Source organism: Pseudomonas sp. C9 (assembly GCF_002000165.1).
GTDB lineage: Bacteria > Pseudomonadota > Gammaproteobacteria > Pseudomonadales > Pseudomonadaceae > Aquipseudomonas.
Genome location: NZ_MPAK01000001.1, coordinates 865,881 through 884,161, shown reverse-complemented (window position 1 = coordinate 884,161; position 18,281 = coordinate 865,881). Strand labels below are relative to the sequence as shown.

Sequence of the window (18,281 nt, the reverse complement as noted above, 5' to 3'; positions counted from 1 at the left end):
GCTCTATGCCGAGACTGAAAAATGGAACGAGATAAACACGTTGCCCTTGGGTTGCTGACCAGCATCCAGGACTTGGAAAGGCTTCACGGTGTTGATGAGCGGAATCTTGAGGGGGCCCTTTACGGGGAGAACCTTAACTTTGAAGATTCCGACATTTACCACCTGCAGTTACTTGTCAGCGGTGGGTTTCTCGCTCGAGAGGAGCAAGAGCTGACTGGCGTATCGACTTTTAGAATGACGTGGACCGGGCACAATTTGCTCGAACAGCTCCAGAAAGAATTATTCAAGATCTAGGCAGAACAAGTATTTCGAGCCCAGCCATCGCGCTGGGTTTTTTTATGCCCAGAATTCATCGCTGCCCCTCCAGCGCTTGGCCGCTCACCACGGCCCTTTTTACTCCTTGGAGTCACACCATGGCCGAACCCGCAAGCACCACTGCTGTTGGAGTTCTGCTTGCCAAGTACGGCGTAGTCATCGGCGGGTTTGCTGGAGCATTGGCCTCGCTGATGTTCCTGCAAGGCCTGACCCGCAAACAGGCTCTCATGGCCGTCTTTACTGGCTTAGCCGCAGCTATTTTCTGCACACCTCTGGCAGTTGGGTTCTTCCATCTTGAGCCAGGCGGTGAAACGCAATACGGCGTTGCCTTCCTGATCGGCCTGCTGGCCATGAACATCATCCCGGGTCTAAAAACCCTGGCTGGGAAGTTCGGCGCCACAGGAGGTGCATGAAATGCAAACGATCCTGCAGGTGCTCGACGCGTTCCTCTGTGTGCTGGTGGTGATTGCTGCGGCTGAGTACCTGCGCCGCATCAGGCCGATGGACGATCCAGTCCTTGCGATAGTCCTGTACGTGGTCGCCATTGCAGCGTTCGGCAGCTTCATCTTCAACATCAAGGGTCACACGGCCAGCCCGTTCACCATGGCCCTGCATGGAGCAATCGTGCTCTACGCCATTTCCCGGCGCGGGCATATCTGCCAATCCAGTAGCTCGGAGCGCACATGAACCTCATTCCCCAATGGCAGCAGCTCTGGAAGATGTACAGCGTGCAGATTGCCGCGATCCTGGTCGCGTTGAACGCTGCAGCTACCTACTGGCCAGCGCTGCAAGGTGTCGTGTCCCCGGGTGTGTTCGCCACTGTTAACGCATTCCTTGGTGCTGCCGTGATCCTCGGTCGCATCATCAAGCAAGAGCCAGCACCGCAATAGATTGCGCGAATCACCCCAGAACACACGGAATATCAGCACTTCATTGCAGGTGACCCATGGTCAAGACCATCAAGGTTCGCGCCTATCTGCCCTGGTGGTTCAGAGCCTACGTCCGGGCCGTCTACGCATTCGCCTACATGGCAGGGCTTGAGGTTGACGAAGAGGTCATTCGCGCTCAGGTCAAGCAGCTTACGCGTTATCGAGAGATCGAATAACTGAAGGACTCCAACATGACAGCCAAGCCCGATTGGGAGGCCATTGAACGTGCCTACCGGGCTGGTTCTCTTTCGATCCGCGCCATTGGTGAGCTGCATGGTGCAAACCACGCAACGATCCTGAAGCGGGCCAAGAAGAACGGCTGGGAGCGAGACCTGACTGAGCAAGTCAGAGCTGCGACTCAACGCAAGGTAACCACTTCGGTAACCAGTGGCGCCAATAAGGACCCATTGGTTACCGAGGCTGAGATTGTCGCTGAAGCTTCGGACCAAGCACTTGCGCTTGTGTTGTCACATCGCGCCAGTTTGGCGGTTTGGCATGGCATTGCTGACAAGCTGAGCACGTTCCTCATTGAGGCTGACGTGACAGATAAGAACCACGGCGACTTCGCCAGGTCTCTGAACGCCGGTGTTGACGCCCAGCTCAAGGTCATCAAGGGCCAGCGCCAAGCCTTCAACCTTGCCGACGACAATGGCGAAGGCGGCAACTCAGCTGATCAGAGCCTGACCATCAGCTTCGTCAAGCCCAATGGCAATTGAGTTCCCCTACAAGCTCGCTTTCCTGTTCGAGCCGCACCGGTACAAGGTGGCGTACGGCGGACGGGGGAGTGGCAAGTCGTGGAGCTTTGCCCGGGCCTTGTTGCTGCATGGCGCTCAGAAGCCGCTGCGCATTCTCTGTACTCGTGAGATCCAGAAGAGCATCGCTGATTCGGTCCACAAGCTGCTTGCTGACCAGATCGCTGGCTTAGGGCTGGGATCGTTCTACGACGTCCAGCAGGCCTATATCAAGGGCAGGAACGGCACAGAGTTCAGCTTTGCCGGCCTGCAACAGCACACCATCGACTCGATCAAGTCGTATGAAGGCGTCGACATCGTCTGGGTTGAAGAAGCCCACGCGGTGGTCAAGAAGAGTTGGGACGTTCTACTGCCAACCATTCGTAAGCCTGGGTCTGAGATTTGGGCTGGCTACAACCCACAGCTTGAGTCTGACGAGACGCACCAGCGCTTCGTCATTACGCCGCCGCCTGACTGCGTGTCAGTGCTGATGAACTACAGCGACAACCCTTGGTTCCCTGAAGTCTTGGAGCAGGAGCGGTTGCACGCCAAAGCGACCATGAAGCCCGAGCAATATGCTCACATCTGGGAAGGTAAGTGCATGCCGGCAGTTGAAGGCGCCATCTACTTCGAGCAGATGAGTCAGGCCGAGTCGCGCATTGGCAACGTTCCGCACGACGGGCTGCTGAAGACACACGTCATCTTCGACCTTGGCTGGAATGACGCAATGACGATCATCCTGGCGCAGAAGGTGGCCGGCGAGATCCGCATCATCCACTACATCGAAGGGCATCAGCGCACGCTGGCCGAGTACAGCGCCGAGCTCAAGGGCTTGCAGCTGGATGGCCAGCCGATCAACTGGGGTCATGTCTATCTGCCTCATGACGGCTACGCCAAGCGCCACCAAAGCGGCAAGTCAGACGCCGAGGTGATGGGTCAGCTGGGCTGGTCCGTGCTGCCAGTGCCGAACATGCACGTCGAGCAGGGTATCAACCGTGTTCGCGAAGTGTTCCCTCGCACCTATTTCAACCGTGACCGCACGGCAAGACTGGTGGAGTGCCTCAAGCGCTACCGCCGGCAGATCAATCAGCAGACCAACGAGCCAGGTGATCCGCGTCACGACGAGTTCAGCCACGGTGCTGACGTCATGCGCTACCTCGCCATTGTGACCGACCAACTCAGCAACGATGAGTGGGGCGGCCAGCTCAACTATCGCAAGCTCAACAACGCATAAGGGCACGAAATGACTAAGGGTCTGACCGAGGACGAACTCAAAGCCCTGGTCGGGGCCGAGATGCGCCAGTCGCTTGGGTATTCATCGTCCAAGCTGAGCCAGCAGCGCCAGAAGTCGATGTACTACTACCTCGGCATGGCGGTGGGTGACTTGGCGCCGCCTGAGGTCGATGGGCGCTCGTCTGTGGTCTCTACCGACGTGCGCGACACCATTGAGTCGATGCTGCCTCAGCTGATGGTCACGTTCGTGGGCTCTGACACTGTGGCCGAGTTCGAGGCGACCAAGCCCGGCGACGAGCAGAAGGCTGAGCAGGCGACTGAATACGTCAACTACCTCTTCTACAAGAAGAACAACGGTCATCGCATCGCTTACACGTGGATGAAGGATGCGTTGCTTCAGAAGAACGGCATCGTCAAGGTCTGGTGGGACACTCGCAACGAGGAGACTCGCGAGGAGTATCGCGGCCTGTCTGAAGTCGAGCTGACTCAGCTGATGGAAGACGACGAGGTCAAGATCACCGAACACTCCACGTCTGTAGACGAGGATGATCAAGAACAGCGTCAGCAGGCGATAGCCCAACTGACACAGCAGGCTCAGGCTCAACCGCAGTCCGCGCCTCAGGTCATGCAGCAGATACAACAGATTGAGTCGATGCCGCCAAAGCTGGTCTACGACGTCGTCTGCAAGCGCACCAAGACCGATGGCAAGGTGTGCATCGAGAACGTGCCGCCCGAAGAGTTCATGATTGCGCGTAATGCCAAGGACATCGAGACCGCCTCTTTTGTAGCTCACAGGGTACAGCGCTCGCGGTCCGAGCTGAAATCCATGGGCTACAAGAACGTGGATGATCTGACCTCGCAGGACGGCGATCAGGCGGTCAACTCCGAGCGCGTCCAGCGCCTGAGCTACAACGACGAGAACGCCTACGCCGACGACAACGGTGATGGCGACAAGAGCCAAGACCTGATTTGGGTGCTTGAGAGCTACATCCGCTGCGACTTCGACGGTGACGGCATTGCCGAGCTGCGCAAGGTCACGATGGCGGGCAATACGCTGTTGGACAATGAGGCAATCGACGCCATTCCGTTTGTGTCGATCACCCCTGTGCCACTGCCTCACCAGTTCTTCGGGCTGTCGGTGGCTGATCTGGCGATGGAGAGCCAGAAGACCAAGACCAGCATCCTGCGCTCCCAGCTCGACAACATGTATCTGGCCGTGAATGGCCGCTACTTCGCCGTGGAAAATCAGGTCAATCTCGATGACCTGTTGACCTCGCGCCCGGGTGGAGTCGTGAGGGTCAAGACAGCCGGCGCTGTTGGCCGTCTCGATCAGGGCGCACCAGACATTGGCAACTCCATGCAGATGATGGAGTACATGCAGCAGGACTTGGAGAACAAGACCGGCTGGACGCGTTACAGCCAAGGCAATGACAGCGGCTCACTGAACGATACCGCTACCGGCGTGAACGTCATCACCAACCGCGCCGACATGCGCCTCGACCTGATCGCCCGCAACTTCTCCGAGGGCTACGTCGACCTGTTCAAGCTGATCCTGAAGCTTGTCTGCCAGTACCAGCAGAAAGAACAGATCGTCAAGCTCACCGGTGGCTGGGTGCCAATCGACCCGCGCGAATGGAGCAACCAGTTCGACGTGACCATCAACGTCGGCATTGGCATGGGCAACAAGGACCAGAAGATTCAGCACCTGACCATGTTGGGGCAAGTACAGGCGCAAGGCCTGGAGATTGGCATTGCGACCCCGGACAACATCTATCACGCGGCTACCGAGCTCTCCAAGCAGCTCGGGTTCAAGAATGCCGACAAGTTCTTTACCGATCCATCGAAGACGCCTCCTCAGCAGAAGCCAGACCCTGAACAGGCCAAGGCTCAGGCGCAGATGCAGGTTGAGCAGATGAAGCTCCAGGCGAGCACTCAGCTTAAACAGATGGAGCTGGAGAACAACGCCAAGCTGGATCAGGCCAATCGCGAGCATGAGCTTCAGCTTGAGACGGCCAAGATGAACATGCAGGCCCAAGTCGACGCCAACCGTCAGCAGGTTGAAGCCGATCAGAAGACGCTGGAAAGCCAGCAGCAGGCTCAGCTTGATGCGCTCAGAGAGCAGCAGAAGACCGAGCAACTGCGCATGCAGCTTGAGTTCGACCAGTGGAAGACTGTGGCTGACAACGAAACCAAGGTGCTGGTGGCGCAGATCCAGGCCCACACCAGCATGAGCAACGCGCAGACCAGTGCGGACACCAAAGGGGCGCCGAATGGCAACGCTTGAAGAGCGGATCTACGAGGGCAACCGGGCCAAGGAGTGCCTCGAAAACGAGGCGTTCATCTGGGCATTTGAAAGCATCGAGCAGGAGTACACCAACGCATGGCGAACCTCACCGGTAAGGGACGAGGAGGGGCGAGAAAAGATCTACCTGACGCTCCTGTTGCTGGCCAAGTTGAAGGCCACGATCACGCACAGCCTGGAGACGGGCAAGTTGGCGGATCTGGAGTTGCAGCACAGGAAAACACTCGCGGACCGCGCCAAAGAGATCTTGCGGTTCTGAAGGCCTACATGACTGGCCAATCCGTAATCATTCGTAAGTAAATCCCCGAGGGACAATCCATGTCTTTGGAATCCGTTGAACGTGCAATTTGCGCGGCGCTTAATGCTGCCGACGAAAAAGTTGGTAGCTCTGCCGAGGCGCTAGTCCGCGATGTGCTCCGCCTTGGCGCAAACGCCGGGACATTCCCAGTCGTGGTTGATGGTGTTGAATACATCGTCAAAGTGAGCCGCACCGGTGGGCCGCTCATTGCCCATGAAAGCCATCAAATGGTCGATGACTCCAAGTTTGGCGGCCAAATCTGCAAGAACTGCGGCACTCCTCCAGGCATCCGAAAGGGGTGGACCCCTTGCAAGTATGCAGGAGGTGAAGCATGAGCCTCTTCATTCACCGCGCACTCGGCCATTTCCTCATGAACGAAGCCGGCGGCGACAGTGGCGGCGGCGCGCTTGACGTCAATGGCGGCGCGATGGCGTTTGCTGCATTGCTTGACCCGCCTATTGCTGCCGAGCAGCCAGAAGGCACCGAAGAACACCCAGAACAACCGGTTGAGCCTAAAGTCGAGGCTGAGCTGGAGGAAGAAGCAAAACCCGGCGAGTCCGAGGAAGAACCGCAAACCTTCACCGTCAAGATTGATGGCAAGGAGGTTCAGGTTCCCCTGAGCGAGCTGTTGAATGGCTACCAGCGTCAGTCTGACTACACCAAGAAGACGATGGAGGCCGCCGAGCAACGCAAGACCGCAGATGCCGTCGTCCAGCAGGCCCAGCAAGAGCGCCAGCAATACGCCGGCGAACTCCAGCGAATGGCCGTTCAGCTCGAAGGCGTGTTAGAGCAACAAAGTCAAATCGACTGGAACGAGCTCCGCGAGACCGATCCGATGGAGTTTCTGAAACAGCAGCATCTCTTTCAACAGAGACAGGCGCTGTATCAGAAAAACATGTCGGAACAGCAACAACTCGCCCAGCAATTCCAGCACGAACAGGCACAAGCCCACCAAAGTTACCTGGCCGAGCAGCAGGACAACCTCCTCGCCAAGCTCCCGGACTGGAAAGACGATGCCAAGGCTGCAGCCGAAAAAACCGCTATCTCGAAGTTCCTGCAAGAGCAGGGGTTCGAGGCTGAGGACATTTCGTCCATTGCCGACCACCGCCACGTCATCGTGGCCCGCAAAGCGATGCTCTACGACCAACTGATGGCCAAAGCCAACGTGCAAGCCAAGAAGGTCCAAGAAGCTCCGCAGCGGGTGGTCAAGCCAGGCGTGACAGTAAACGGTAACGCTGACGGTCGCACTACCGCTGCAAAGCGGCACGCGAAGTCAGGGACTGTTGAATCTGGCGCCGAGGTCTTTCTCCAATTCCTTGATTAATCCCGGAGCACCATCATGGCCGCACCTACCAATACCTTCCTCACGACTGCCGCAATCGGTAACCGTGAGGACTTGACCGATACCATCTACCGCATCTCCCCGACTGCCACGCCGTTCATCTCGCTGGCGTCCAAGGGCACCGCGTCCAACACCCTGCACGAATGGCAGACCCAGGACCTGGCTGCCGCGGTGAGCAACAACGCCCAGGCAGAAGGCGACAACGCCTCCGCCAAGGTAGTGACTCCAAGCGTGCGCTTGAACAACCGCACCCAGATCTCTACCAAGACTGTGGTTGTGTCTGGCACCCAGCAGGCGATGAACCCAGCCGGCCGCAAGAATGAGTTGGCCTACCAGCTCAGCCTGGCCGCGCTGGAGCTGCGCCGCGACATGGAAAGCTCGGCTACCCAGCTGGACGTCACCGCTACCGCGCCGCGCCAATCTCGCGGTCTGGTTGGCTGGGTTGTGGACAACGTGAACCGCAACGGCGGCACCCTGGCTTCGTACACCGGCAACACCGGCCGTACCAAGGGCACTGCGATTGCCTTCACCGAGGCGCGCCTGAAGGACGTGCTGCAGAAGTGCTTCACGGCTGGCGGTGATCCGGATTCGATCCTGCTGCCACCGGGCGCCAAGCAGACCTTCTCCACCTTCACCGGTAACGCTACCCGTTTCGACAAGAGCGAAGACGCCAAGCTGTTCGCCTCGGTCGACGTATACGTGTCGGACTTCGGTGAGCTGAAGGCGATCCCTTCGCGCTTCCAGGATGCGAACGACGTGTTCGTGTTGCAGGCAGACAAGTGGTCGATCAACTACCTGCGCCCATTCAGCACCATCGAGCTCGCGAAGACCGGTGACGCTGAGCAGCGCGAACTGGTGGTTGAGTGGACTGTAGAGGCCCGCGCTCCGAAGAGCTCTGGAGCTATCTACGACGTGTTGTGATCCTGAGGTCATGACCCAAGGGGAGCTTCGGCTCCCCTTTTCTTTGAGGAGAATTTGACATGCCCATGATCAAACAGAATGCCGACAGTTCGCTCGGCATCGAGGGCGCGGCTGGCGGTGACGGTGGGTTTATCCCGCTGACGCTGAACTACACCGCTTCAATCGTTGACTGCACGCTGTTCACTGCCGACCGTCCGTACACCGTCAAGGCCATCCGTGGTCGTGTCGATGTGGCGGGGACTGGTGGTGCCTGCACTGCCGTCATTCGCAAGGTGCCCAGCGCTACCGCCATCACAGCCGGTACTGCGCTGCATTCGGCCAGCTTCAACCTGGTCGGTACTGCCAACGCCCAGCAAGCGTTGACGCTCTCTACCACGGCAAGCGACCTGTTGCTGGCTGCTGGTGACTCCATCTGCTTCGACCTTACCGGCACCGCAACGTCTGCCGTCGGCGCGATCAGCGTGTTTCTGAACCCGGCCTGATCTAACGCCCTTCACGGGGCGTTTTTCTTTGGAGTTCACCCATGAGCAATACCCTCGCAAATCCCATCACTGTGACGGTGACGGGCATCTCCTTCACGACTTCGGTTGCCTCGGCCAGCGCCACGCTGCCGCTCGATTCGGCGGGCAATGTGCCCAAGTACATTCGCGTCGCGTGCACTGGCGCCGCGTGTATTCGCCTCGGCACCGGCACGCCTGTCGCGGTCAACACCGACCTGCTAATTGGGCCAGGTGACCCGGTCATCCTCGCTACTGGCGGGCTCACCAAGATTGCCGCGATCTGGGCTGATGCTGCCGGCAGCGGCGTGTTCTCCGGCGCCGGCCGCGTCCAGGTTTCACCGATGGAGAATGCATAATGCTCGACCTCGATACGAAGTTTCATTTCCACGATGGGAATATGACAGTCGAGCGCACGCAAGACTGCACCCCGATCGCTGAGCACACCAAGGCCCTGCACAACGCCGGGATGCATGGCGGGTCGGAAATGAAGCACGCGGCCAAGATCCCGTTCGTGATCATCGAGGACTACTGCAACAAGCACGAAATCACCTTCCACGAGTGCATGGCCAACAAAGAGCACATGCGCCGGATGCTCAATGACCCTGACCTGTCCGTGTTTCGTATCTGGAAGGGCAAGGTATGAGCATCACCAACTACGCCGAATTGCAGGCGTCTGTTGCATCCTGGCTCAACCGTGGCGACCTGACGACCAGCGTGCCGGACTTCATCACCTTGGCCGAATGTCAGCTCAACATCGACCTGAAAGCGCGGGCGATGGATAGCAAGGTCACGCTGCCCACGGTGATTGGCACCAGTACCGTGGCGCTGCCGACCGACATGCTCGGGATGCGCCGTATCCAGGTGCTGGGTAGCTACAACCAGCCGCTGTCCTACCGCTCCCCGGATGAGTTGAGCGCTGATTTCTCAGCCAACACCTCAGGCATGCCGGCCGTGTTCACTGTTGTCGGCTCTAACGTGGAACTGGCGCCGATCCCGGATGCCGTGTACTCGCTGGAGCTGACCTACCAACAGAAGATCCCAGCGCTGTCCGTCTCCAGCCCGACCAACTGGCTGTTGACCAGCTGGCCGAATGCCTACCTGTACGGCGCTTTGTTGGCCGCCACGCCGTTCATCATGAATGACGCCCGTCTGACGGTCTGGCAGGCGCTGTACAAGATTGCTGTCGATGGCATCAACGATGCTGACTGGTACAGCGGTTCCACCATGAAGGTGCGCGCCAGATGATTCCGCTGATCGGCTTTGCGCCTGATGCCGACGTGACCACGCCAGGGCTCATCACCAGTTGCTCGAACCTGATCCCGTACAAGAACGGTATGGAGGGTGCGCCTGAGCCCGCAACACCCGACTCTACACCTGTACTCGCAGCAGCCTGCATCGGTGCGGCCGTGGTGTCCAAGCTGGACGACACGCGCCGGATCATCGCCGGCACCACCACCAAGCTCTATGAGTTGCTGGCCGGCGCATGGACTGATATCGGTCGAGCGGCAGCCTACACGGGCGGCGTCGACACCCGCTGGTCCATCACCCAGTTCGGCGATGCCACGCTATGCGCGAACCGTGCGGACGTGATCCAGCGCTCCACTGGGGCAGCGTTTGCTGATGTAGCCACCGCGCCCAAGGCTGAAATCCTGTTCACGGTCGGCGCGTTCGTCATGGCGCTGAACGTCAATGACGGGGCAGAAAAGCCGGATGGCTGGCAGTGCAGTGCGGCCTTCGACGATACGTCGTGGACGCCGAGCATCGCGACCCAGGCCACGGCAGGGCGCTTGGTTGCCACCGCTGGCCGGCTCACTGCCGGAATGCGCCTGGGTGAGTACGCCATCGCTTACAAGGCTAAATCGCTCTACCTCGGCCAGTACGTTGGCGCCCCGACCGTGTGGAACTGGATTCAGGTTCCCGGCGGTGAAGCGGGCTGCGTCGGCAAAGAGGCAATCTGCGACCTTGGCGGCGCTCACTTCTTCGTCGGTGACGACAACATGTGGGTATTCGACGGCACCCGGCCTGTGTCGGTGGCTGACGGGTACGTGCGCCAATACTTCTACGACAACTCGAACCCGGCGTACCGCTACCGGACAGTCTGCGTGTTCGATCGGCAGAAGAATCTGGTCTGGGTGTTCTACCCGTCACTTGGATCAACCACGCCAGATTCGGCACTGGTTTATCACATCGTCGCCAAGAAGTGGGGCGTGGCCAATCGCAGCATCGAAGCGGCGCTCAACTACGTCACGAGCGGCGTGACCATTGATGGGCTGTCGGCCATCTCCGCCACCATTGACGGCCTGTCGTCCTACTCGTTCGACTCGCAGTTCTGGCTGGCTGGCGGCAAATCGATGTCCATTTTCAACACCTCACACCAGTTGCAGTCGATGACCGGCACGTCGGTGGCCAGTTCGATGACGACTGGGGAAGTGGGGGATGACTACGCCGTGACCTGCCTCGGGCCGATCAAGCTGCGTTACGCCCTGGCGCCCACGTCGGCATCGGCGCAGACCTTCATCCAGATGAACTCCGGCACCGGCTTTACCGCTGGGGCTACCGGCGCCGTGCTCGATGGCAAGTTTGACCTGCGCCAGTCCGCACGCTGGCACAAGGCGACGTTCACCTTTGCTGGCCCGGTGCGCGTCACTCACATGGATGCCGATTCGGCACCGGCAGGGGGCCGCTGACATGAAAGCGAACACCACGCCCCGCGTCGGCACGGACGACCCACTCTTGCAGCGCGAACTGCGCGAGCACGCCACGCAGATCAACCTGATCTCCGAGGGGCGGATCTCCGGCTTCTACACAGCGCTCGCGGCCGTTCCATCCAGCGGCACATGGCTGCAGGGCGACACCGTGAAGAACACCGCGCCGGCTGAACTCGGCACGGCCGGCTCCAAGTACTTCATCGAGGGCTGGACCTGTGTTGCCTCTGGCACGCCCGGCACTTGGGTGCAGAACCGCTACCTGACAGGTAACTGATGAACACACTCATCGTTGTGCCGACATCACATATCGACGTGGCCTGGAAGCAGGGCGCGCAGAACCTAGGATTGGCCTGCGCCACCTCAGGCGGGGAGATCACTGGTGACCAGCTGAAGATGATGCTGAGCCGCGGTGAACGGACCTTAGTACGCCTTGATCGAGACGAAGCCATCGCAGGCTGGGGCGTCGTCGGCGTCGAGCAGTTGCCAAACTTCCGCGTCCTCTACATCTACGAGATGTACGCCCCGCACGGGCACTTTGAAGAATTCTTTGACGAACTGGAAAGCATGGCCAAGTCGCTCGGGTGCTCGCGCCTGAGATGTGCAGCTGCGCCTGCTCAGGCCCGTCTTTACCGGATGCGTTGCGGCTTTACGCCGGTCTACCAAGTCTTGGAGGTTGAACTGTGAAAATAGATGCCTTGCACGAACAGCTCGGCGCTGAGTTCGGCGGCCCTGCGATTGGCGCGCTGCCGGCGTTCCGTGGCGACAAGATTCGCCCGCACAAGGGCGGTGGTGGACAGACCAGTTCGACCACGCAGTCCATCCCGACCGAATTGAAACCGCTGGCCTCGGCCTACAGCGACAAGGCCATGGGCCTGGCCAACTCGCCGTATCAGAGCTATGGCGGCCAGCAAGTCGCCGGGATGAACGACTTCCAGAACTCTACCACGGCGCGCCTCGGGCAGATCTTCAACTACGGCGATCCGTCGATGAATGCCGCGCGCAGCACCGTCACCAACTCGCTGAACTCCGGCAAGGCCGCGACCGACAACCCATACGGGTACGCGAGCAACGGCGGCACGAACCAATACGCCGGCTCCAACCCTTACCTGCAGCAGAACATCGATGCGGCGCTGGGTGACATCACCCGCAATTACAACGATGCCGTCGCGCCCGGCCTCAGTACGCAAATGGTCAGCTCCGGCTCGTTCGGCAACACCGGTAATCAGGCCGCAACCCAGAACTCACTCAACGACCTGACCAAGAACCTCGGCAACACCGCCTCGGGCATGCGCATGCAGGACTACACCGCGCAGCAGGGTCTGGCCGAGAATCAGATCAATCGCAACATGCAGAACAGCCAGTTCAACGCCGGGCTTGGTCAGGACTACGCGAGCCGCAACGACCAACTGCGCAGCCAGATGCTGGGTTTGGCGCCTGGTTACGAGAACGAGGCCATGAATGTGGCCAACAATTTCGGCCAGCAGGCCAACATGTATCAGGACAACTACCAGCAGCAGCTTGACGCCCTGTATCAGAACTGGACCGACCAACAGAACGACCCGTACAAGAAACTGGCGGCCATGTCGGGCGTGTTTGGCTCTGGTCTGGGCAATACCGCGACGACCAAGTCCTCGGGCGGGGGTGGTAAATGAGCTTTCTCGGCGATGTGGGCAGCTTTGAGCTGTTCAACCTGGGCGCGATGGGCAATCAGGTCAAGGATAACCCTGCTCGGCTGCTCTACGGCTCGGCTGACCCGTTCTCTACCGGCATGTGGAACAAGGTCCTCGGTACCAACGACAAGCCTCTGGTGGACCAATGGGGCGGCGCAGCACCGCAGCGCTATGGCGAGGCTCAGGAGGCGGGGATTAATACCGGCCCCGGCCAGACCATGCACACCATTGCCAAAACCATCGCCTCGATCTATGCAGGCGGCGCGGCAGGTGGATTGCTGAGTGGTGGCTCGGGCGCAGCGAGTGGTGCGGCAGGTAGTGCCGGGACAGCAGGCACTGCGGGAGCCTCTACGGGCGGTGCAGGCTTCGGTCTGGGCCAACCGGCAGTGTCCGGCACCATGGGCAACGCAGCGTATGCAGGCGGCAGTTCGTCCCCAGGCCTGCTCAGTTCGATGGGCAGCAGCCTTTCAAACTTCAACACGGCGGCCAAGCCCTACATGGACGCGGCAAGCTACGGGCAGAAAGCCTACGGCCTGCTCTCTCAGGGCCAGCAGCAACAACCCATGGGCGGCGCTCAAGCCATGCAGCAGGCCAACAACGGCCCGCAGACCCTTGCGCAGATCGCCCAAGGTCAGCCCAATCCATTGATTGCTCAGCGTCAGCAGTACGCTGCGCAGCGTCGCGGGAGAGTCTGAAATGGCTGAAGGTCTTGGTGGGCTGTTAGATTTTGCTCAAACCCCGATGGGGATGGGGCTGTTGTCGGCGGCATTCGGCGGGCTGGCCACCGCTGGGCGTGGAGGTCCGATCAACACGCTGGGCGCGGCGGGCCTGTCCGGTATCGCCGGCTATTCGGCTGCCGGCGCCAATGCGCTGAAGCGGCAGAAGGCGGACATGCTCCAAAAGCAGGCGCAGATGATCCCGACTTTGTACGGTCAGGACGCCGACGGGAACGCTACTTTCGACTGGAAGTCCGCTGCTGCGCTCGGCGTTGACCCGGAAAACATCGCCAAATATGCCCAACTGCCCAATGCAGGGAGAAGCAAGGTCGCGCGCACCATGGACGTGCCCGGCGCCGACGGCGGCAAACAGACCATGCAATACGACGAATATGGCCAGCCTGTAGGTCAGGCCATCAATTCCTACGTCGCGCCGACACTGGTGGACATGGGCGGCTCCAAGCAATTCGCAGTGCCGACTGCCGGCCAGACCTTCGCTGTGAGCATGACGCCGGGCGAGCGAGCGGCTGATGCGCGGGGCTGGGCCGGCGTAGCGAATGAACGCCAGAAGAATGCCACCATGCAAGAAGCCAATAACGTCCAGCGAGAGGCTGGTCGTATCCAGATCATTAGCGGCCCCGACGGCAACAGTTATCGGGTCGACAAGGGGACTGGCCAAGTGTCACCCATTGTTACTGAGGCGGGCACACCGTTTCAGGACGGCGCCTCCACCAAACTCACAGAGTCTGAAGGCAAAAACACCCTATACCTCAGCCAAATGCGGGATGCCTTAAATACCTTTGACAAAATCGGTGGCACGGTTTCGCCCGCACGCGTGGCGCTCACCAATACCCCGTATACGAACGCTTTAGCAGGACCGGCGGCGCAGCAAGTAGCGCAGGCGCAAAGACAGTGGGCAGAAGGCTTCTTGCGCGCTAAGACGGGCGCCGCTGCGCAGCCTGGCGAGGTCGATAACAACATCCGCACCTTTTTTCCAGTGGTTGGCGATAGCGAGGCCGTGATCAAGCAAAAAGCCCTCGCCCGCGCTCAAGCGACAAAAGATATGGAGGTGCCTGCTGGTCGTGGGGCGGAAAAAGCCACGCCGCGCAATCCATTACAACCACTGAAGCCAGCCCAGAATTCTCCTGCAGGCGCAGCAAGTGTTGTGCGTACTGGCAAGGATGCGTCAGGGCGGAAGGTAATCCAATATTCTGATGGGAGACTTGAATATGGCAATTGATCCAAGCTCTATTCAATGGGATGACGCGCCGGCTCAGGCCGCTGCTGCATCAGGCCCTGCAGCCATTCTGCAAAAGAACATGCCATTCATTGGCAAGCAGCAATCGTCTTACCTGACCCAGCTTCCACCTGACCAAGAGGCTAAGTTTCAGTCGTGGGTAAAGCAAAACAACGTGCCGTTCGATCCGTCGCCGACGGCTGATTACGACATGCGCGGCTTCTATTCCGGGCTGCAAAAAGGCGATCCCAATGCCCGCACAGGCATGAACGCCAACGACGGCAAGATGCATTTCGGTGATTACTACAAGACTCCCTACCACAAGTCGTTTTCAAGTGAATCGCAGTTTGCCAACAAGGACGCGCCACGGTGGAATGAAAAAGACCAACTGGTAACGCCAGATGGCCGGGTTGTGTTTGATGAGCGAGCGGGCATGCCAGACCCTGCCGGTGTGACATGGGACGAACCTGCCACCGCTCAGGCCATGCCTGCCAATGTTCCAGTTCAGGCTGCCGCGCCTTCGGGTACGCATCAGGCTGGCCGCTTCGGCAGCTTGCCTATGCTGCCGCCGAATGCCGGCCAAGAGCTGATGCAGGATGCCGGGAACGTGCTGGCTGGCGCAGGCAGGGGAGCAGCATCAATTGGTGCCACTATGCTTGCGCCGTATGACGTCGTGAATGATGCCCTGGCGGGGAAAGGACTATCCCTAGAGAGGAACCGTCATCGCCGCGCCGATGTAGATGAAATGATGCAAACCCTTGGGGCAAATCAAAATTCGTTGCCCTATCAAGCAGGTAAGCTTGGAACGGAAATCGCCGGTACGGCTGGAATGGGCGGTCTTCTCGCGAACGGTGCGCGTGCATTGCCTGGTGCGGCCAAGATAAGCCCTCTGATCGAATCAATCGGCTCGGGCGGCTTCAAGGTTGGCGGCATGACCGGTTTGCCTGCGCTGGCGACTCGTATGGTAGGCGGGGGAATCACTGGCGGCGCATCAGCGGGACTTGTGAATCCGGAGGATGCCAGTACCGGCGTGATGATTGGCGGCGCAGTGCCTGGCGCCGCGGCTGTTGTCGGTAATACGACTCGTGCAGTCGGTCGCGCCATTCGAGGCGGAGAAATCAGCCCGGAAGTAGCCGGGCTCGTGCAAAAAGCCAAAAATCTTGACATTGATATCCCTGCCGACCGCGTCGTCAATAGCAAGCCCATGAATGCCCTCGCGGCTTCGCTGGAGTACATGCCGTTCAGTGGCCGCACTGCGACCATCGATAAAATGCAAGGCCAGCTGAACCGCGCCGTATCGCGCACCTTCGGGCAAGACTCGGACAACGTGACCATGGCCTTGCGCAAGGCGCAGGGTGACTTGGGCAGCAAGTTCGACACTGTCCTGCAAAGCAATAAGGTGAAGATCGACCCGACCTTTACGCAGGAACTGGCCGACCACGCACAGCGCGCATCTAGCGAGCTTGAAAGCGGTCAGGCGAGCATCATCCAGAAGCAGATCGAAGAGATCATGAGCAAGGCGCAGAACGGCGAAATCGACGGTCAGGCCGCCTATAACATCAAGAAAACCTTGGACCGGATCGGCCAGCGCAACAGCCCTGAAGCCTGGTACGCGGGCGACCTGAAAAAGTCACTGATGGGTGCGCTGAATCGCTCACTCAAGCCTGATGAGGCCGCAGCATTCGCCAAAGTGCGTCAACAGTACGGGACGATGCTCGACCTGAAGAAGTTGGCGCAGAACGGAGCAGATGGGGATATCTCCATTGCCCGACTGGCCAACATGAAGAACATCGGCAACCCGGAACTGCAGGACATCGCCGATATCAGCGCGCAATTCCTGAAGTCTCGCGAAAGCCCGCACGGCGCTATGCAGCGGCTGATGCTCGGCGGCCTTGGGGCTGCTGGCGCTGGGTCGGGGATGGTGTCGCCACTGCTGTTTGGTGGGGCCGTGGCGGCGGGTAGAGGGGCGAATGCCGCCCTGAACAGCAATGCCTTGCGCAGCCTGCTGTTGCGGGCTCCAAGTCAGGGCGGCGGGCTACTGTCGCTGGGCGCCGAGAAAGCGAATAAGGTTCTCCCGCTGCTGGCGCCTCATCTGATCAACGACCAGTGATCCCTAGCCAGAAGCCATAGATTCCAAACCCTATGACGACGGCAACGCCTTTCCAGATCATGAAGTCAGTAATAGTGAACTCCACTATGACCTCCAGGGTGTAACGCCCTCACTCAACTAAAGCCCGCCAACCGCGGGCTTTTTTATTGGGATAAACAAACATGCCGATCCCTTCTTCAATCAATGATCTATCGACCACTGCGGGCAGCAACAGCCCCGCAGGCTCCGAATCGCCTTCGTTGATCGATGACTATCTGCGCACGTATGCATCATACATCGCGCAGTTGCGCGACGGAGCGCTGATCAAATCCTCTCCCGTTGTCGGTACCGTGACCAACCTGTATATGACGGTGTCGGCAGCTTCGGCGTCCGCTGCTGTGGCGGCAGATGAAATTATAGTCGGCACCACCTTGGGCGCTACGACCTACCGCCTGGCCAACTTCAGCAAGACGATAAACTTGGCCACGACCGGCATCAATGCGATGGATACCGGCACGGCGCCGGTGAGCGGCTGGGTGGCGGTTTATGCCATCTACAACCCGACGACCAGCGTTTCGGCATTGCTCGGGGTGGCCTCTCCGAACACCTTCATGCCGACGATTTATGGCGGGGCCAACATGCCCTCCGGGTATACGACTTCGGCCCTGCTCACCGTGGTCCCGACCAATGCGAGTTCGCAATTTAAAATATGTTCGGTGCGCGGTCGAAAAATAGGGATTCAGCTAGCACAAGCCTATACCGTCACAGGCAGTGTTTCGAACCAGGTTGTGACGCCGATAACTGTAATTCCCGCGAATGCTATTGAGGCATTTGGGGAATTACAAGTCGGAAGTACCGGCGCCTCCGCCCTTACTCTGGCCGTGTTTTCCGACACTGCCAATATCAATCAACAGATTCTCTCGATTTCGGTAGGGACAGGCCAATCAGTCGCTTCAAATTTTTCCGGGCTGATGATTACTACAAAGCAACAGTTTGTCGCCACATCCTCAAGTACAGGCGGATCACCAACCTTTACCGTGTATTTCTCTGGGTACTCCATATGAATATTTATGCGCAATTGAAGGATGGCGAGATCGTTACCTTGTTTTCCTCTCCGCAGTTAGAGGAAAACTGTCCCGGTGTTCAAGAACTTCAAAGTGATGATCCGCGGGTGGTGGCTTTTGTTGAAGAGCGGCAGATTAAAGGTTTAATTGAAGACTAAGCCTCAAGGCGATTGCCGCAAAATTCCCAAGCGCCGGCGCCAACCCCGATCGCTGCTGACCACCCGCC

Annotated in this window: 25 protein-coding genes; all 25 read left to right on the top strand. The window is 59.2% G+C overall.

Annotation, left to right across the window (positions count from 1 at the left end; genetic code table 11):
* Positions 1 to 21 precede the first annotated feature (21 nt).
* The 25 genes from BMS17_RS04140 to BMS17_RS30305 all read left to right on the top strand — a co-directional run bounded on the left by BMS17_RS04140 (position 22) and on the right by BMS17_RS30305 (position 18,213).
* Positions 22 to 294, top strand: a complete 273-nt coding sequence (locus tag BMS17_RS04140; RefSeq protein ID WP_077430481.1) for a hypothetical protein — start codon at positions 22 to 24, stop codon at positions 292 to 294.
* 119 nt (positions 295 to 413) lie between these two features.
* Complete coding sequence (locus BMS17_RS04135; protein WP_077430480.1) at positions 414 to 728, top strand: peptidase M48, Ste24p; 315 nt, start codon at positions 414 to 416, stop codon at positions 726 to 728.
* Position 729: 1 nt separating this feature from the next.
* Entirely contained in the window at positions 730 to 1,002 is a 273-nt protein-coding gene (locus BMS17_RS04130) for a hypothetical protein (RefSeq protein ID WP_077430479.1), read from the top strand.
* Positions 999 to 1,205 (top strand): hypothetical protein, encoded by a 207-nt coding sequence (locus BMS17_RS04125; protein WP_077430478.1) that lies wholly within the window; start codon positions 999 to 1,001, stop codon positions 1,203 to 1,205. The genes BMS17_RS04130 and BMS17_RS04125 overlap by 4 nt, the downstream gene beginning before the upstream one ends.
* Positions 1,206 to 1,261: 56 nt before the next feature.
* Positions 1,262 to 1,420 carry a hypothetical protein gene (locus BMS17_RS30315; RefSeq protein ID WP_175648950.1) on the top strand — a complete coding sequence of 53 codons (159 nt, stop codon included), beginning with the start codon at positions 1,262 to 1,264 and terminating at the stop codon, positions 1,418 to 1,420.
* Between the two features lie 15 nt (positions 1,421 to 1,435).
* Positions 1,436 to 1,960 carry a hypothetical protein gene (locus BMS17_RS04120; protein ID WP_077430477.1) on the top strand — a complete coding sequence of 175 codons (525 nt, stop codon included), beginning with the start codon at positions 1,436 to 1,438 and terminating at the stop codon, positions 1,958 to 1,960.
* Positions 1,950 to 3,209 carry a PBSX family phage terminase large subunit gene (locus tag BMS17_RS04115; protein WP_077430476.1) on the top strand — a complete coding sequence of 420 codons (1,260 nt, stop codon included), beginning with the start codon at positions 1,950 to 1,952 and terminating at the stop codon, positions 3,207 to 3,209. The genes BMS17_RS04120 and BMS17_RS04115 overlap by 11 nt, the downstream gene beginning before the upstream one ends.
* A gap of 9 nt (positions 3,210 to 3,218) precedes the next feature.
* Entirely contained in the window at positions 3,219 to 5,492 is a 2,274-nt protein-coding gene (locus BMS17_RS04110) for a hypothetical protein (protein WP_077430475.1), read from the top strand.
* Positions 5,479 to 5,769, top strand: a complete 291-nt coding sequence (locus BMS17_RS04105) for a hypothetical protein (RefSeq protein WP_077430474.1) — start codon at positions 5,479 to 5,481, stop codon at positions 5,767 to 5,769. Before BMS17_RS04110 ends, BMS17_RS04105 begins: the two co-directional genes overlap by 14 nt.
* A gap of 59 nt (positions 5,770 to 5,828) precedes the next feature.
* Positions 5,829 to 6,143 (top strand): hypothetical protein, encoded by a 315-nt coding sequence (locus tag BMS17_RS29610; RefSeq protein ID WP_139348065.1) that lies wholly within the window; start codon positions 5,829 to 5,831, stop codon positions 6,141 to 6,143.
* Positions 6,140 to 7,132: a hypothetical protein gene (locus BMS17_RS04100; RefSeq protein WP_256577134.1), complete on the top strand. Its 993-nt coding sequence runs from the start codon at positions 6,140 to 6,142 to the stop codon at positions 7,130 to 7,132. The genes BMS17_RS29610 and BMS17_RS04100 overlap by 4 nt, the downstream gene beginning before the upstream one ends.
* 15 nt (positions 7,133 to 7,147) lie before the next feature.
* Positions 7,148 to 8,071, top strand: a complete 924-nt coding sequence (locus tag BMS17_RS04095) for a DUF5309 domain-containing protein (RefSeq protein WP_046026502.1) — start codon at positions 7,148 to 7,150, stop codon at positions 8,069 to 8,071.
* 59 nt (positions 8,072 to 8,130) lie between these two features.
* On the top strand, positions 8,131 to 8,553 hold the full coding sequence (locus BMS17_RS04090) for a hypothetical protein (RefSeq protein ID WP_046026501.1): 423 nt from the start codon (positions 8,131 to 8,133) through the stop codon (positions 8,551 to 8,553).
* 41 nt (positions 8,554 to 8,594) lie between these two features.
* The gene (locus BMS17_RS04085) at positions 8,595 to 8,927 is read left to right on the top strand and encodes a hypothetical protein (protein ID WP_046026500.1); all 333 of its coding nucleotides are present in this window, start codon (positions 8,595 to 8,597) and stop codon (positions 8,925 to 8,927) included.
* Complete coding sequence (locus BMS17_RS04080) at positions 8,927 to 9,214, top strand: hypothetical protein (RefSeq protein ID WP_046026499.1); 288 nt, start codon at positions 8,927 to 8,929, stop codon at positions 9,212 to 9,214. Before BMS17_RS04085 ends, BMS17_RS04080 begins: the two co-directional genes overlap by 1 nt.
* Positions 9,211 to 9,816, top strand: coding sequence for a hypothetical protein (locus BMS17_RS04075; protein WP_046026498.1), 606 nt, complete (start codon positions 9,211 to 9,213; stop codon positions 9,814 to 9,816). Before BMS17_RS04080 ends, BMS17_RS04075 begins: the two co-directional genes overlap by 4 nt.
* Positions 9,813 to 11,258 (top strand): hypothetical protein, encoded by a 1,446-nt coding sequence (locus BMS17_RS04070; RefSeq protein WP_046026497.1) that lies wholly within the window; start codon positions 9,813 to 9,815, stop codon positions 11,256 to 11,258. Before BMS17_RS04075 ends, BMS17_RS04070 begins: the two co-directional genes overlap by 4 nt.
* Before the next feature lies 1 nt (position 11,259).
* Positions 11,260 to 11,553, top strand: coding sequence for a hypothetical protein (locus BMS17_RS04065; RefSeq protein ID WP_046026496.1), 294 nt, complete (start codon positions 11,260 to 11,262; stop codon positions 11,551 to 11,553).
* Positions 11,553 to 11,963: a hypothetical protein gene (locus tag BMS17_RS04060; protein ID WP_046026495.1), complete on the top strand. Its 411-nt coding sequence runs from the start codon at positions 11,553 to 11,555 to the stop codon at positions 11,961 to 11,963. The genes BMS17_RS04065 and BMS17_RS04060 overlap by 1 nt, the downstream gene beginning before the upstream one ends.
* Positions 11,960 to 12,931, top strand: a complete 972-nt coding sequence (locus BMS17_RS04055) for a hypothetical protein (protein WP_077430473.1) — start codon at positions 11,960 to 11,962, stop codon at positions 12,929 to 12,931. The genes BMS17_RS04060 and BMS17_RS04055 overlap by 4 nt, the downstream gene beginning before the upstream one ends.
* The gene (locus BMS17_RS30310; RefSeq protein ID WP_077430472.1) at positions 12,928 to 13,644 is read left to right on the top strand and encodes a hypothetical protein; all 717 of its coding nucleotides are present in this window, start codon (positions 12,928 to 12,930) and stop codon (positions 13,642 to 13,644) included. The genes BMS17_RS04055 and BMS17_RS30310 overlap by 4 nt, the downstream gene beginning before the upstream one ends.
* A 1-nt stretch (position 13,645) precedes the next feature.
* Positions 13,646 to 14,905 carry a hypothetical protein gene (locus BMS17_RS04045; RefSeq protein ID WP_077430471.1) on the top strand — a complete coding sequence of 420 codons (1,260 nt, stop codon included), beginning with the start codon at positions 13,646 to 13,648 and terminating at the stop codon, positions 14,903 to 14,905.
* Positions 14,895 to 17,012 (top strand): hypothetical protein, encoded by a 2,118-nt coding sequence (locus BMS17_RS04040; RefSeq protein WP_077430470.1) that lies wholly within the window; start codon positions 14,895 to 14,897, stop codon positions 17,010 to 17,012. The genes BMS17_RS04045 and BMS17_RS04040 overlap by 11 nt, the downstream gene beginning before the upstream one ends.
* A 161-nt stretch (positions 17,013 to 17,173) precedes the next feature.
* Positions 17,174 to 18,055, top strand: coding sequence for a hypothetical protein (locus BMS17_RS04035; RefSeq protein ID WP_077430469.1), 882 nt, complete (start codon positions 17,174 to 17,176; stop codon positions 18,053 to 18,055).
* Positions 18,052 to 18,213: a hypothetical protein gene (locus BMS17_RS30305; protein WP_175648949.1), complete on the top strand. Its 162-nt coding sequence runs from the start codon at positions 18,052 to 18,054 to the stop codon at positions 18,211 to 18,213. The genes BMS17_RS04035 and BMS17_RS30305 overlap by 4 nt, the downstream gene beginning before the upstream one ends.
* Positions 18,214 to 18,281 lie beyond the last annotated feature (68 nt).